General features: G+C 27.9%; 13 protein-coding genes. 6 read left to right on the plus strand and 7 right to left on the minus strand.

What is annotated here, in order from left to right; all coding sequences use genetic code 11:
• Positions 1-682 precede the first annotated feature (682 nt).
• On the plus strand, positions 683-1,240 hold the full coding sequence (gene kdsC / locus AOE55_RS00065; RefSeq protein WP_013087771.1) for a 3-deoxy-manno-octulosonate-8-phosphatase KdsC: 558 nt from the start codon (positions 683-685) through the stop codon (positions 1,238-1,240).
• Between the two features lie 712 nt (positions 1,241-1,952).
• Here kdsC and mreC read toward each other — a convergent pair.
• A complete protein-coding gene (gene mreC, locus AOE55_RS00075) occupies positions 1,953-2,786 on the minus strand; it encodes a rod shape-determining protein MreC (RefSeq protein WP_013087691.1) in 834 nt (277 codons plus the stop codon).
• A gap of 51 nt (positions 2,787-2,837) precedes the next feature.
• Positions 2,838-3,869 carry a rod shape-determining protein gene (locus AOE55_RS00080; RefSeq protein ID WP_155760501.1) on the minus strand — a complete coding sequence of 344 codons (1,032 nt, stop codon included), beginning with the start codon at positions 3,867-3,869 and terminating at the stop codon, positions 2,838-2,840.
• Between the two features lie 544 nt (positions 3,870-4,413).
• Here AOE55_RS00080 and aroQ (AOE55_RS00085) point away from each other — a divergent pair.
• From aroQ (AOE55_RS00085) to accC (AOE55_RS00095), 3 genes are read left to right on the plus strand one after another with little or no spacing between them, the layout of a single operon-like run.
• Entirely contained in the window at positions 4,414-4,929 is a 516-nt protein-coding gene (gene aroQ, locus AOE55_RS00085; protein WP_013087596.1) for a type II 3-dehydroquinate dehydratase, read from the plus strand.
• Positions 4,930-4,948: 19 nt separating this feature from the next.
• Positions 4,949-5,434: an acetyl-CoA carboxylase biotin carboxyl carrier protein gene (gene accB / locus AOE55_RS00090; protein WP_013087414.1), complete on the plus strand. Its 486-nt coding sequence runs from the start codon at positions 4,949-4,951 to the stop codon at positions 5,432-5,434.
• A complete protein-coding gene (accC, locus tag AOE55_RS00095; RefSeq protein ID WP_013087547.1) occupies positions 5,427-6,737 on the plus strand; it encodes an acetyl-CoA carboxylase biotin carboxylase subunit in 1,311 nt (436 codons plus the stop codon). Before accB (AOE55_RS00090) ends, accC (AOE55_RS00095) begins: the two co-directional genes overlap by 8 nt.
• A 78-nt stretch (positions 6,738-6,815) precedes the next feature.
• On the opposite strand, the gene rpoH (AOE55_RS00100) is transcribed toward accC (AOE55_RS00095), so the two are convergent.
• A complete protein-coding gene (rpoH, locus tag AOE55_RS00100; protein ID WP_013087618.1) occupies positions 6,816-7,676 on the minus strand; it encodes an RNA polymerase sigma factor RpoH in 861 nt (286 codons plus the stop codon).
• A gap of 298 nt (positions 7,677-7,974) precedes the next feature.
• Entirely contained in the window at positions 7,975-8,523 is a 549-nt protein-coding gene (rsmD, locus tag AOE55_RS00105) for a 16S rRNA (guanine(966)-N(2))-methyltransferase RsmD (RefSeq protein ID WP_013087759.1), read from the minus strand.
• A 139-nt stretch (positions 8,524-8,662) separates the two neighbouring features.
• Here rsmD and ftsY point away from each other — a divergent pair, with 139 nt between their 5' ends.
• The gene (gene ftsY, locus AOE55_RS00110) at positions 8,663-9,595 is read left to right on the plus strand and encodes a signal recognition particle-docking protein FtsY (RefSeq protein WP_013087681.1); all 933 of its coding nucleotides are present in this window, start codon (positions 8,663-8,665) and stop codon (positions 9,593-9,595) included.
• A 298-nt stretch (positions 9,596-9,893) separates the two neighbouring features.
• A complete protein-coding gene (rpoH, locus tag AOE55_RS00115) occupies positions 9,894-10,754 on the plus strand; it encodes an RNA polymerase sigma factor RpoH (RefSeq protein ID WP_013087618.1) in 861 nt (286 codons plus the stop codon).
• Positions 10,755-10,832: 78 nt separating this feature from the next.
• Here rpoH (AOE55_RS00115) and accC (AOE55_RS00120) read toward each other — a convergent pair whose 3' ends face one another.
• From accC (AOE55_RS00120) to aroQ (AOE55_RS00130), 3 genes are read right to left on the minus strand one after another with little or no spacing between them, the layout of a single operon-like run.
• Positions 10,833-12,143, minus strand: coding sequence for an acetyl-CoA carboxylase biotin carboxylase subunit (accC, locus tag AOE55_RS00120; RefSeq protein WP_013087547.1), 1,311 nt, complete (start codon positions 12,141-12,143; stop codon positions 10,833-10,835).
• Positions 12,136-12,621, minus strand: a complete 486-nt coding sequence (gene accB, locus AOE55_RS00125) for an acetyl-CoA carboxylase biotin carboxyl carrier protein (protein ID WP_013087414.1) — start codon at positions 12,619-12,621, stop codon at positions 12,136-12,138. The genes accC (AOE55_RS00120) and accB (AOE55_RS00125) overlap by 8 nt, the downstream gene beginning before the upstream one ends.
• Before the next feature lie 19 nt (positions 12,622-12,640).
• On the minus strand, positions 12,641-13,156 hold the full coding sequence (gene aroQ / locus AOE55_RS00130; protein WP_013087596.1) for a type II 3-dehydroquinate dehydratase: 516 nt from the start codon (positions 13,154-13,156) through the stop codon (positions 12,641-12,643).
• Positions 13,157-13,462 lie beyond the last annotated feature (306 nt).

Here is a 13,462-nt window from a genome sequence, read left to right on the forward strand (position 1 = left end):
GATGTGAATAAATTCTAACCAAATTCGTTATATACGAAACATATCTGAAGAATGATTAAATCATTCCAAATCAAGATTAACTAGATATATGTAAAATGTACCATTTTCTCATAAAATATACTGCATATTGATGAAATAATCAAATTATTTCAGAAAATTGAACAAAATATAAATCGAGTTTCAATTTTATAATTCGATAGAGAATTGATATTCATTTAAGAATGTATGAACTGTATTATATGTATGTTTTTTATGTTCTAAAAAATGTAACTTATTTTATTTCAACTAACTGAATATTACTTAGAAAAAAATCGATATAAATCATTTTTTCTAAATTTTTTAAAATTTTTCAAAAAAATTTTTGTGTCAAAATTATACTTTTGTATATTAACTTTTCAAAAATGATATACATAACTTTTTAAAAATATTCGAACATAACTTGTAATGTATAAGGTAGTTGCTTAAAATTTCTGACAGTAAAGAATATTTTTATCAATTTTTTTTAGATATAAAAATGTAAAATATATAATTTAAAAATTAAATTTTTAAAGAAAACTTTTCAAAAAAATTTTGAATTTAGAAAATTCAATCAATGAAATCATTCGATAAAATCATACAGATCTAAAGATAATAATATTTCTTTAGAGTCATAGATAATATTTTTAGAAATGCTTGACTAGACATGTACAATTTATTGAAAATTTTAAATGTTAAAAAAGTAAGTAAAACCAAACTACTTATCTGTGATTGTGACGGAGTAATGACTAACGGGCTAATTTATATCGGAAATAGCGGGGAAGAAATCAAAACTTTTAATGTTCAGGATGGGTATGGAATTCGATGTATAAAAAAAATAGGTATAGAAGTTGCAATTATTAGCGGAGGTGTTTCTAAAACTTTAGAAAACCGTTCTCGTTTTCTTGGAATTAGGCATCTTTATCAAGGTTGTTATGAAAAAGAAGAAGCATATTTTGATTTATTGAATAAATTACAAATCGTATCCGAAGAAGTGACCTACATTGGAGATGATATTATAGATCTTCCTGTGATGTCAAAAGTAGGATTTTCTGTGGCAGTTCCGAACTCTCATCCCAAAGTACTGCAGAAATCAGATTATATTACTGAAAAATTTGGAGGAAATGGAGCAGTTAGAGAAGTCTGCGATATTATTCTTTTTTCTAAAAAATTATTTTTTGAAAAAAATAAGACAATTTCTCTGGATACGATTGAAAAAAGTTAAATATATGAAAATTCGTTCAACAGCATTTCAATAACGTCCATGTCTTTTTGAGAAATTATTTTTTTTGAGACGTAAATAAAAGAATTTATAGCTGAAGTCTATTTTAGTTCTAAAAGGTTAAAAATCGATTTTGATTTAAAAACGGATGTTTTGTATTCAAAATGGATTTTTAAAAATTAAAAATGTATTTTCTTTATATATCAATTAAATACGTCTCTCAATTCATTTCTGAAATAGACAGAAAATCTTATAGAAATCAGTATGCAAAATTAGGATTCTAAGCGAAAACTTTTTAGGAAAATAAAAGTTCTTTCAATCAAATACATAGTAGAAAATAAAAAAATAAGTTTACAGAACCAAATTAGGATCTTTTTGATCATTTTGTTTTTTCTGTTTCTAAAAAATCCATTTGGAATAGTAAAAATTAGACTATTATAAAAAAAAAATGAGATCCGATAGTAGTTCCTTGAACTAAATCGCTTAATAATCCAAGAAGAAAATTTCTCCATATAAAAGAATTGAGATCGATCTTAAGATCGTTCCATTCGAGAAAGATAGATAACGCGATTAGGTAGGCTTAAAATAAAGAAAAAATCTGTGATTTTCAATTAAATAAGTTTCAAAAAACAATGAAATTAAAAATAAAATTAAATATTTTTTTTTAAAAAAAAAGTTCATCTGACTTTTTCAATCTCCGTTTCAGGATTAAAATCTATTTAATGACAATAAAATCTATTTTTTTTAAATTAATTATAGGTTTTGCAAAGTATTCTACTTTAGAAAGAAATTGATTATATTTAAAAAATGAAGTAATGGCCACTGGATAGCCTTTTGGAAATTTTCCTCCTAATCCAGAGGTTACCAGAATATCTCCTGGACGAAAATCTTCATAATTTTCCGAAAAATAGTCTAGCTTTAAATCGTTATTGTATCCATTTCCAAGAACTACCATACGTATTCCGTTTCTTTCGCAAATAACTGGTATAGCGTTTGAAAAATCATAAATTGACGAAGCTCTACTAAACCACTTTCCAACGGAGACAACTTGTCCTACCACTCCGTTTTCTTCCAAGACTATCTGACCAATTTTGATACCATCGTTTTCTCCCTTATCAAAGACGATTTGATTAATTTGAGGAGTTCTAATGTTCAATATGACTTTAGCAACTGTTGTCTGATATCTATTTGAAAGACTAGATATACGTAGTAAACCTCTTAATTTATCATTTTCTTTTCTAAGAAATCGAGAAGATAAAATTTCCACTTGACTTAATAAGAACTTTTTTTTTAAAGTTCTATTTTCATGGATTAAATTCTTTTTTTCAATTATCAAATCATATGTTGATTTAAAAAACATCTTGGTATTTTTAACTGTATTATAGAAAGGACTGATTACATCATCAAATAATCCCCTTATTTCCTGAAAAAATTCGTTAGAAAATTTTTTTGAATAAATATCCTGAACATAAACAAGAAGAATAGAAAACAATGCTATAAAAAGGGGAAACAAAAAAGAATTGCGTTTCTGAAAATATCTCTTTCTCATATAATTTTACAAAATTTCTAAAAGATTTTTTATATTTTTATCGAAAATAAACTATTCGTCACTCAAAAAGTCTCCCAAATAATTATCTATCATCTCCAAAGCTTTCCCACCGCCCCTTGCGACACAAGTCAATGGATCTTCTGCAATAATTGCTGGAATTCCTGTCTCTTCCGTTAATAATTTATCTAAGTTTTTCAGAAGTGCTCCTCCTCCAGTCAAAACCATACCCTTTTCTGATATATCAGAAGCTAGTTCCGGAGGTGCTTTTTCCAAAGCTAACATAACCGCACTTACAATTCCACTCAATGGTTCTTGAAACGCTTCTAATATTTCATGGGATGTTAATAAAAAGCTTCTTGGAACACCCTCCGCTAAATTTCTCCCTCTTACCTCAATTTCTTGAGAAGGTTCTGATTGATAAGCAGAACCAATAGAATGTTTAATGCGCTCTGCTGTAGCTTCTCCAATTAAAGATCCATAATTTCTTCTTACATAATTGATAATGGCTTCATCAAGTTTATCTCCTCCAATTCTAACAGAAGAAGAATATACCACTCCATTTAATGATATTACAGCTACTTCAGTAGTACCGCCTCCTATGTCAATTACCATAGATCCAGTAGCTTCGGAAACTGGTAATCCAGCTCCAATAGCAGCTGAGATAGGTTCTTCGATTAAAAATACCTCTCTAGCTCCAGCGCTTAAAGCAGATTCTCTGATAGCTCTACGTTCCACTTGAGTTGCTCCAAATGGAACACAGATTAGTACTCTTGGACTTGGTCGAATGAAACTATTACTATGTACTTGATCTATAAAATATTGCAACATCTTTTCTGTAATATAAAAATCTGCAATCACACCATCTTTCATTGGTCTGATAGTAACAATATTTCCAGGAGTTCTTCCTAGCATTTGTTTAGCAGAACGTCCTACAGCTGCTACGCTTTTGTAAGATCCTGATCGATCTTGACGAATAGCAACTACAGATGGTTCATCTAAAACTATTCCTTGTCCTTTAACGTATATTAAAGTGTTTGCTGTTCCTAAATCGATGGATAAATCATTCGAAAAGATTCCTCTAATTTTTTAAACATATTAAGTTGATTGATATTAATAATATTGTTGAACTAACAAATTAGATAAAAATTATTATTCTCTAATTCAGTATATTTTTAATCAAAATAGAAATAGACAGATGAATTAAAACAGTATATTAATTTATCCTTAAATCAATTACTTTTATTCATTAATTGGACCAAAATAAATTTTTAAAAGATTCATATCTTTCTATGAAGAAAGTTTATTATTAATAAAAATTGAATTATACTGGTAATCTAGTTTTTTTTAAAATTATTGAAATGTTCGATGTTTTTAATTGAAATTTTATCAAAACCTTTCGTTTCTAAAATACTCAATGTCGAAATCCATGCCAATTCTTATAATAGAATCAAGTTTATATTTTAAATGAAGAAATTTTTATAAGAATTTAGAAAAATTAATTGTGTATTTTTATTTTTCGAAGAGAAAAGATAAGAACAAATTCAGATTTTTTTCAACATGAAAAGATATATGAAAGATATCTACTTATCCTCTCTTTCATTTTCTACTTTTACATTGGATAAATCATATGTTTCTTCAGAAAAAATTAAATACTTCAAAGAAAAAAGAGTCGAATCATAATCGTTACAAAGCTAAAATTCTACTCATTAATGGTCCTAATATGAATGTGCTCGAAAGAAGAGAAACTGGTTTGTACCATGGAATTAGCTTAAAAGATATCATCAAAAAAATGAAGGAAAAAGCAGAGAATTTTGGAGTGTCTTTGAGTTTCTTTCAATCTAACGCAGAACATGAAATCATTGATCTCATTCATAATTCTTATAAGAAGGTTGATTTTATTTTGATTAATCCTGGAGCTTTTGCACATACAAGTGTTGCTTTAAGAGATGCCATTTTAGCTTCTAAAGTTCCATTTTACGAAATTCACATTACGAACATATACTCGAGGGAGTATTTTAGAAAAATATCTTATCTTTCTGATATAGCAGAAGGAGTAATCTGTGGTTTTTATGATCAAGGTTATATCTTTGCATTAGAAGCATCTATTAACTTTTTGTCGAGAAACGGTTCGTTAGTTATATAGAAGAATTTGAAAAAACATAATGGATATTCGAAAAATAGAAAAAATCATTGAATTGGTTCAAAAGTTTAGTATTTCCGAAATTGAAATTTCCAAAAATGGAGAACTAATAAAAATCAAAAGAACAAAAGAGTCAATTAAAACTGAAGATCTGAAGATAAAACGATTGAAAGAGATTGAAAAAGAGAAGGAAGAAATTGAAAGAAAAACCCTTCAAAATAGAAAACAAAATAATATTCTAAAAAGAGATCATAAAGAGCACATTATTCGTTCACCGATTGTAGGTACGTTCTATAGATCCCTTCATATTGATTCAGATCCTCTTGTCAGAGTAGGTCAAAAAATTAAGAAAGGAGATATTTTATGCATTATAGAATCAATGAAAATTATGAATCAAATTAAGTCAAATCAATCTGGAACAATTAAGGAGATCTTAACGAAGGATGGTGATGTTGTAGAGTTTGATACACCATTAATGATTTTAAAATTAGATATAGAGAATGTTTAAAAAGATTGTCATAGCAAATAGAGGAGAGATTGCTTTAAGAGTTTTGAGAGCTTGTAAAGAATTAAAAATCAAAACTGTAGCGTTACATTCTGTAATAGATAGGAAATCGAAACATGTTTTATTAGCAGATGAATCCATTTGTATTGGACCTTCGAAAGCTTCGGAAAGTTATTTCAATATTCCTTCAATTATTTCTGCCGCAGAAGTAACAAATGCAGATGCAATCCATCCAGGGTATGGATTTTTATCAGAAAATGCAGACTTTGCAGAAAAAGTTGAAAAATCGGGTTTTGTATTCATAGGTCCTAGTTCGAAGATAATAAAGAAAATTGGAAATAAAATATCCGCGATTGGAATTATGAAAAAAATTGGGATGCCATGTTTATCAGATTTTAGTTATCGACTTGATGAAAATTTTCAGAATAATAAGAAAATTGCTGAGAGGATAGGATATCCTATTGTAATTAAACCCTCCTTAGGAGGAGGGGGATTAGCAATTAATGTTGTTCAAGATGAAAATGAGTTGCAGAAAAAGATTCTTTTAACTAAAAAGGAATCGAAAATATTGTTTCAAAATGATGAAGTATATATGGAAAAATTTTTAAATAATCCACGTCATATCGAAGTTCAAGTAATATCGGATGGAAAAGGAAATGTAATCTGTCTGTCTGAAAGAGATTGTTCAATACAACGTCGCAATCAAAAGATAATTGAAGAAGCACCTGTAAAAAACATTAAAGAAAGTCTGTTAAGAAAAGTTCGAAAACTTTGTGTACAAGTTTGTATTGAATTAAATTATTGTGGAGTCGGTACTTTCGAATTTCTTTATAAGAACGAATCGATGTATTTCATTGAAGTGAATACGAGAATTCAAGTTGAACATACTATCACTGAGATGATCACAAATTTTGATCTAGTGAAAGCTCAGATCAAAATAGCATTTGGTTTACCATTAGATCTCAAGCAAGAGGATATTCATATTTTTGGGCATTCTATAGAATGTAGAATAAATGCAGAAGATAGTATTAATTTCTCTCCAAGTTCTGGAAAGATAACGAAATTACATGTACCTGGGGGATTGGGAATCCGATGGGAATCTCATATTTATACTGGATATCATATTTCACATCATTATGACTCCATGATAGCGAAGCTTATTTCTTATGGAGAATCTAGAGAAATTGCGCTCTTAAGGATGAAAAATGCACTTTCTGAGTTGATCATTGAAGGAGTAAGAACTAACATAAACTTTCACAAAAAAATACTGAATAGTGATTCTTTTAATTATGAAACCTCATCATAATCCTATTTTTAATTCTATTTAAATTGAAATTCAGATAATCAGTCAGATTTTTTCATGGTTCTTTTTTGAAACAACATTTTAAGAAGATTCGATCAAACTCCTAATTTTTTTCATAGCGTTCTTTTCTAATTGTCGAATTCTTTCAGCAGATACTTTGTATTGTTTTGCTAAATCTTGTAAAGTCTCTCTTCCAGATTGGTTTAACCATCTTTTTTTGATGATTTCTTGACTTCTTTTATCCAGCTTAGATAAAGCTTGAGTTAATCTTTTAATTGTATGATTTTCCCAGTTATCTTTCTCTAACGATTCAAAAAATGTAGAACTTTTATCTTCTAAGTACAAAGCTGGAATTAAGAAAAAATCATCTTTCATACGGTTTTCTTCTTCATTGATATCGAATACCATATCTTTAGCAACCATTCTAGATTCCATTTCTCTAACATCTTTTTTAGAAACTCCTAATTTTTTAGCGACCGAATCAATTTCGGTTTGATCGAACCATCCAATTTTCTTTTTATTTCTTCGTAGATTGAAGAAAAGTTTTCTTTGTGCTTTTGTTGTTGCAACTTTCACAATTCTCCAATTTCTTAAGATATATTCGTGAATTTCTGCTTTTATCCAATGAATGGCAAAAGAAACTAATCGCACACTGGCATTCGGATTAAATTTCTGAACTGCTTTCATCAAACCGACGTTTCCTTCTTGAATTAGATCTGCTTGTAACAATCCGTATCCTGAATAATTTTTTGAAATATGAATGACAAATCTTAAATGAGATAGTATGAGTTTTTTTGCTGCACGTAGATCTTGATGATGGTAGAACAGATTAATATATTTTTTTTCCTCCTCCATGGTCAATACTGGATAGCTATAAGCAGTTTTAATGTAAGCAGACAAATTATTACTTATAGCTAAAGAAAATGATTTATTTTTTATCATTTATATCCTCTTTTAACGACATCCATGAAAGATTAAATAATATTCAAAAATTATCCGATCTTTTAATTCGAAGAGACGAACATAACACGTATGATAAAAATTACTTATATGAAAACCGGATCTAAATTTTCTTTTAAATAAAGTTTGATCAATCAGAAATTTCTCGAATACGATATTTAAAAAAATTTATCTTTATAAAAACAGTTTTACTTCATGTTCTTATTTAAACGAGAGCTCTCTTTCGATCTTCTTGAATGGAAATAGATCGTACAATAAAAGATTATCATTTTTCTATCAATTAGTGACGTTTGAATAGGGAGTATAACACATTCTTACCAACTTTTTTCTTATATATTTTCCAACTTTTCGGAATATTTGGAAAGTTGTTTCTTCTTTCCGTTTCAAGATATATTAAACTACCTTTTTTTATCCAACAATTTTTCTCCAAAAGAACTATAGTTTTAGAAAGCAAATTATTTCCAAATGGAGGATCTAAAAAAACAATATCAAATGGGTTTCCTTTTCTGTTTAAAAAATTTAAAATATTTGTATTAAACATCTTTATTTTCCTTGTATAAAATAAATTAACGTTTTTTACAAGTTGATTGAATATGCTCTTATCTATCTCCACTGAGATCACAAAAGAAGCATTTTGAGAAACAGCCTCGATAGATAAGGATCCACTTCCAGAAAAACAGTCAAGACAGTTAGATTCGTTAATGTAAGGTCTAATCCAATCAAATAGAGTTTTTCTAGCTCTACTTAAAGTTGGACGAAGTTCTTTTTTGAAAATTACGGAAATGTTTCTTCCTTTCCATTTTCCAGATATAATTTGGATTTTTCCCAATTTAAAAAAATTAATAACAATTATTTAAAAAACTTTAAATTAAAAATTATCGTACAATCTATTATAATAATGAATATTCAAATATATTAAAAATAAATGCTATCGTAGTGAAAAAATTCTACTTTTAAAAAAATTAAATATGAAAGAAAAGTTATTTTATCAATTTAAGAAAAAAATTATTCAAGTTAAAAAAAATTTAAAAAACAGCTTTATCAATTTTTTTAAAAAAAATAATGAAATTAATATTGATTTTTTTAATGAAGTAGAAGAACAACTTTTGTCTTTAGATATCGGTATATCAACTACAAAATTGATTATAGATCAAATTAAAAAACAAATTAATACTCAAAACTTTAATGAAATCGACAAAATATATAGTATTATAAAAAGAACAATGCAAGATATTCTCAATTTATCTAAAAAAAATTGTTATATTTCAAAAAAAGTTGACTCTCTTAAAATAATTTTATTTTTTGGAGTCAATGGAGTTGGAAAGACAATTTCTGTGTTCAAATTAGCTAATACATATATGAAAAAAGGAAAAAAAACAGCAGTGGTTTGTGCAGATACATTTAGAGCTGCTTCAATTGAACAAACAAAAATCCTTTCAGATCAATACAACATTCCGATCTTTTTTTCAAAAAATAAAAAAGATGCAGCTTCTGTCGTATTTGATTCTATTAAATTTCTTAAAAAAGAAAAATCAATTCAATTTATTATTATCGATACTGCTGGACGTCTAGAAAATAAAATTAACCTTATTGAAGAGCTAAGAAAAATAACTAGAGTAATTAAAAAACTTTATGATCAACCCTATTTTGAAAAAATTTTAGTTTTAGATTCTACAATTGGTCAAAATTCTATTCATCAAGCAAAAATTTTTTATAATTCGGTTCAACCTACTGGAATTTTCTTAACAAAATTAGATGGTACAGCAAGAGGTGGTATTATTTTTCCTATAATTAATTTTTTTAAAATTCCTATCAAGTATATAGGTTTCGGAGAATCAATCAATGATATTAAAGAATTTAATCAGGAACATTTTATTAACTCCCTATTCAAACGTCACTAATTGATAGAAAAATGATAATCTTTTATTGTACGATCTATTTCCATTCAAGAAGATCGAAAGAGAGCTCTCGTTTAAATAAGAACATGAAGTAAAACTGTTTTTATAAAGATAAATTTTTTTAAATATCGTATTCGAGAAATTTCTGATTGATCAAACTTTATTTAAAAGAAAATTTAGATCCGGTTTTCATATAAGTAATTTTTATCATACGTGTTATGTTCGTCTCTTCGAATTAAAAGATCGGATAATTTTTGAATATTATTTAATCTTTCATGGATGTCGTTAAAAGAGGATATAAATGATAAAAAATAAATCATTTTCTTTAGCTATAAGTAATAATTTGTCTGCTTACATTAAAACTGCTTATAGCTATCCAGTATTGACCATGGAGGAGGAAAAAAAATATATTAATCTGTTCTACCATCATCAAGATCTACGTGCAGCAAAAAAACTCATACTATCTCATTTAAGATTTGTCATTCATATTTCAAAAAATTATTCAGGATACGGATTGTTACAAGCAGATCTAATTCAAGAAGGAAACGTCGGTTTGATGAAAGCAGTTCAGAAATTTAATCCGAATGCCAGTGTGCGATTAGTTTCTTTTGCCATTCATTGGATAAAAGCAGAAATTCACGAATATATCTTAAGAAATTGGAGAATTGTGAAAGTTGCAACAACAAAAGCACAAAGAAAACTTTTCTTCAATCTACGAAGAAATAAAAAGAAAATTGGATGGTTCGATCAAACCGAAATTGATTCGGTCGCTAAAAAATTAGGAGTTTCTAAAAAAGATGTTAGAGAAATGGAATCTAGAATGGTTGCTAAAGATATGGTATTCGATATCAATGAAGAAGAAAACCGTATGAAAGATGATTTTTTCTTAATTCCAGCTTTGTACTTAGAAGATAAAAGTTCTACATTTTTTGAATCGTTAGAGAAAGATAACTGGGAAAATCATACAATTAAAAGATTAACTCAAGCTTTATCTAAGCTGGATAAAAGAAGTCAAGAAATCATCAAAAAAAGATGGTTAAACCAATCTGGAAGAGAGACTTTACAAGATTTAGCAAAACAATACAAAGTATCTGCTGAAAGAATTCGACAATTAGAAAAGAACGCTATGAAAAAAATTAGGAGTTTGATCGAATCTTCTTAAAATGTTGTTTCAAAAAAGAACCATGAAAAAATCTGACTGATTATCTGAATTTCAATTTAAATAGAATTAAAAATAGGATTATGATGAGGTTTCATAATTAAAAGAATCACTATTCAGTATTTTTTTGTGAAAGTTTATGTTAGTTCTTACTCCTTCAATGATCAACTCAGAAAGTGCATTTTTCATCCTTAAGAGCGCAATTTCTCTAGATTCTCCATAAGAAATAAGCTTCGCTATCATGGAGTCATAATGATGTGAAATATGATATCCAGTATAAATATGAGATTCCCATCGGATTCCCAATCCCCCAGGTACATGTAATTTCGTTATCTTTCCAGAACTTGGAGAGAAATTAATACTATCTTCTGCATTTATTCTACATTCTATAGAATGCCCAAAAATATGAATATCCTCTTGCTTGAGATCTAATGGTAAACCAAATGCTATTTTGATCTGAGCTTTCACTAGATCAAAATTTGTGATCATCTCAGTGATAGTATGTTCAACTTGAATTCTCGTATTCACTTCAATGAAATACATCGATTCGTTCTTATAAAGAAATTCGAAAGTACCGACTCCACAATAATTTAATTCAATACAAACTTGTACACAAAGTTTTCGAACTTTTCTTAACAGACTTTCTTTAATGTTTTTTACAGGTGCTTCTTCAATTATCTTTTGATTGCGACGTTGTATTGAACAATCTCTTTCAGACAGACAGATTACATTTCCTTTTCCATCCGATATTACTTGAACTTCGATATGACGTGGATTATTTAAAAATTTTTCCATATATACTTCATCATTTTGAAACAATATTTTCGATTCCTTTTTAGTTAAAAGAATCTTTTTCTGCAACTCATTTTCATCTTGAACAACATTAATTGCTAATCCCCCTCCTCCTAAGGAGGGTTTAATTACAATAGGATATCCTATCCTCTCAGCAATTTTCTTATTATTCTGAAAATTTTCATCAAGTCGATAACTAAAATCTGATAAACATGGCATCCCAATTTTTTTCATAATTCCAATCGCGGATATTTTATTTCCAATTTTCTTTATTATCTTCGAACTAGGACCTATGAATACAAAACCCGATTTTTCAACTTTTTCTGCAAAGTCTGCATTTTCTGATAAAAATCCATACCCTGGATGGATTGCATCTGCATTTGTTACTTCTGCGGCAGAAATAATTGAAGGAATATTGAAATAACTTTCCGAAGCTTTCGAAGGTCCAATACAAATGGATTCATCTGCTAATAAAACATGTTTCGATTTCCTATCTATTACAGAATGTAACGCTACAGTTTTGATTTTTAATTCTTTACAAGCTCTCAAAACTCTTAAAGCAATCTCTCCTCTATTTGCTATGACAATCTTTTTAAACATTCTCTATATCTAATTTTAAAATCATTAATGGTGTATCAAACTCTACAACATCACCATCCTTCGTTAAGATCTCCTTAATTGTTCCAGATTGATTTGACTTAATTTGATTCATAATTTTCATTGATTCTATAATGCATAAAATATCTCCTTTCTTAATTTTTTGACCTACTCTGACAAGAGGATCTGAATCAATATGAAGGGATCTATAGAACGTACCTACAATCGGTGAACGAATAATGTGCTCTTTATGATCTCTTTTTAGAATATTATTTTGTTTTCTATTTTGAAGGGTTTTTCTTTCAATTTCTTCCTTCTCTTTTTCAATCTCTTTCAATCGTTTTATCTTCAGATCTTCAGTTTTAATTGACTCTTTTGTTCTTTTGATTTTTATTAGTTCTCCATTTTTGGAAATTTCAATTTCGGAAATACTAAACTTTTGAACCAATTCAATGATTTTTTCTATTTTTCGAATATCCATTATGTTTTTTCAAATTCTTCTATATAACTAACGAACCGTTTCTCGACAAAAAGTTAATAGATGCTTCTAATGCAAAGATATAACCTTGATCATAAAAACCACAGATTACTCCTTCTGCTATATCAGAAAGATAAGATATTTTTCTAAAATACTCCCTCGAGTATATGTTCGTAATGTGAATTTCGTAAAATGGAACTTTAGAAGCTAAAATGGCATCTCTTAAAGCAACACTTGTATGTGCAAAAGCTCCAGGATTAATCAAAATAAAATCAACCTTCTTATAAGAATTATGAATGAGATCAATGATTTCATGTTCTGCGTTAGATTGAAAGAAACTCAAAGACACTCCAAAATTCTCTGCTTTTTCCTTCATTTTTTTGATGATATCTTTTAAGCTAATTCCATGGTACAAACCAGTTTCTCTTCTTTCGAGCACATTCATATTAGGACCATTAATGAGTAGAATTTTAGCTTTGTAACGATTATGATTCGACTCTTTTTTCTTTGAAGTATTTAATTTTTTCTGAAGAAACATATGATTTATCCAATGTAAAAGTAGAAAATGAAAGAGAGGATAAGTAGATATCTTTCATATATCTTTTCATGTTGAAAAAAATCTGAATTTGTTCTTATCTTTTCTCTTCGAAAAATAAAAATACACAATTAATTTTTCTAAATTCTTATAAAAATTTCTTCATTTAAAATATAAACTTGATTCTATTATAAGAATTGGCATGGATTTCGACATTGAGTATTTTAGAAACGAAAGGTTTTGATAAAATTTCAATTAAAAACATCGAACATTTCAATAATTTTAAAAAAAACTAGATTACCAGTATAA

The organism is Candidatus Riesia pediculicola (assembly GCF_002073915.1).
In the GTDB taxonomy this organism is placed as follows: Bacteria; Pseudomonadota; Gammaproteobacteria; order Enterobacterales; family Enterobacteriaceae; genus Riesia; species Riesia pediculicola.

Bases quoted from the DNA above. Each gene is read 5' to 3' on its own strand.
- kdsC (WP_013087771.1), top strand. From the start codon at position 683: ATGTACAATTTATTGAAAATTTTAAATGTTAAAAAAGTAAGTAAAACC.
- mreC (WP_013087691.1), bottom strand. From the start codon at position 2,786: ATGAGAAAGAGATATTTTCAGAAACGCAATTCTTTTTTGTTTCCCCTT.
- aroQ (WP_013087596.1), top strand. From the start codon at position 4,414: ATGTTTCTTCAGAAAAAATTAAATACTTCAAAGAAAAAAGAGTCGAAT.
- accB (WP_013087414.1), top strand. From the start codon at position 4,949: ATGGATATTCGAAAAATAGAAAAAATCATTGAATTGGTTCAAAAGTTT.
- accC (WP_013087547.1), top strand. From the start codon at position 5,427: ATGTTTAAAAAGATTGTCATAGCAAATAGAGGAGAGATTGCTTTAAGA.
- rpoH (WP_013087618.1), bottom strand. From the start codon at position 7,676: ATGATAAAAAATAAATCATTTTCTTTAGCTATAAGTAATAATTTGTCT.
- ftsY (WP_013087681.1), top strand. From the start codon at position 8,663: ATGAAAGAAAAGTTATTTTATCAATTTAAGAAAAAAATTATTCAAGTT.
- rpoH (WP_013087618.1), top strand. From the start codon at position 9,894: ATGATAAAAAATAAATCATTTTCTTTAGCTATAAGTAATAATTTGTCT.
- accC (WP_013087547.1), bottom strand. From the start codon at position 12,143: ATGTTTAAAAAGATTGTCATAGCAAATAGAGGAGAGATTGCTTTAAGA.
- accB (WP_013087414.1), bottom strand. From the start codon at position 12,621: ATGGATATTCGAAAAATAGAAAAAATCATTGAATTGGTTCAAAAGTTT.
- aroQ (WP_013087596.1), bottom strand. From the start codon at position 13,156: ATGTTTCTTCAGAAAAAATTAAATACTTCAAAGAAAAAAGAGTCGAAT.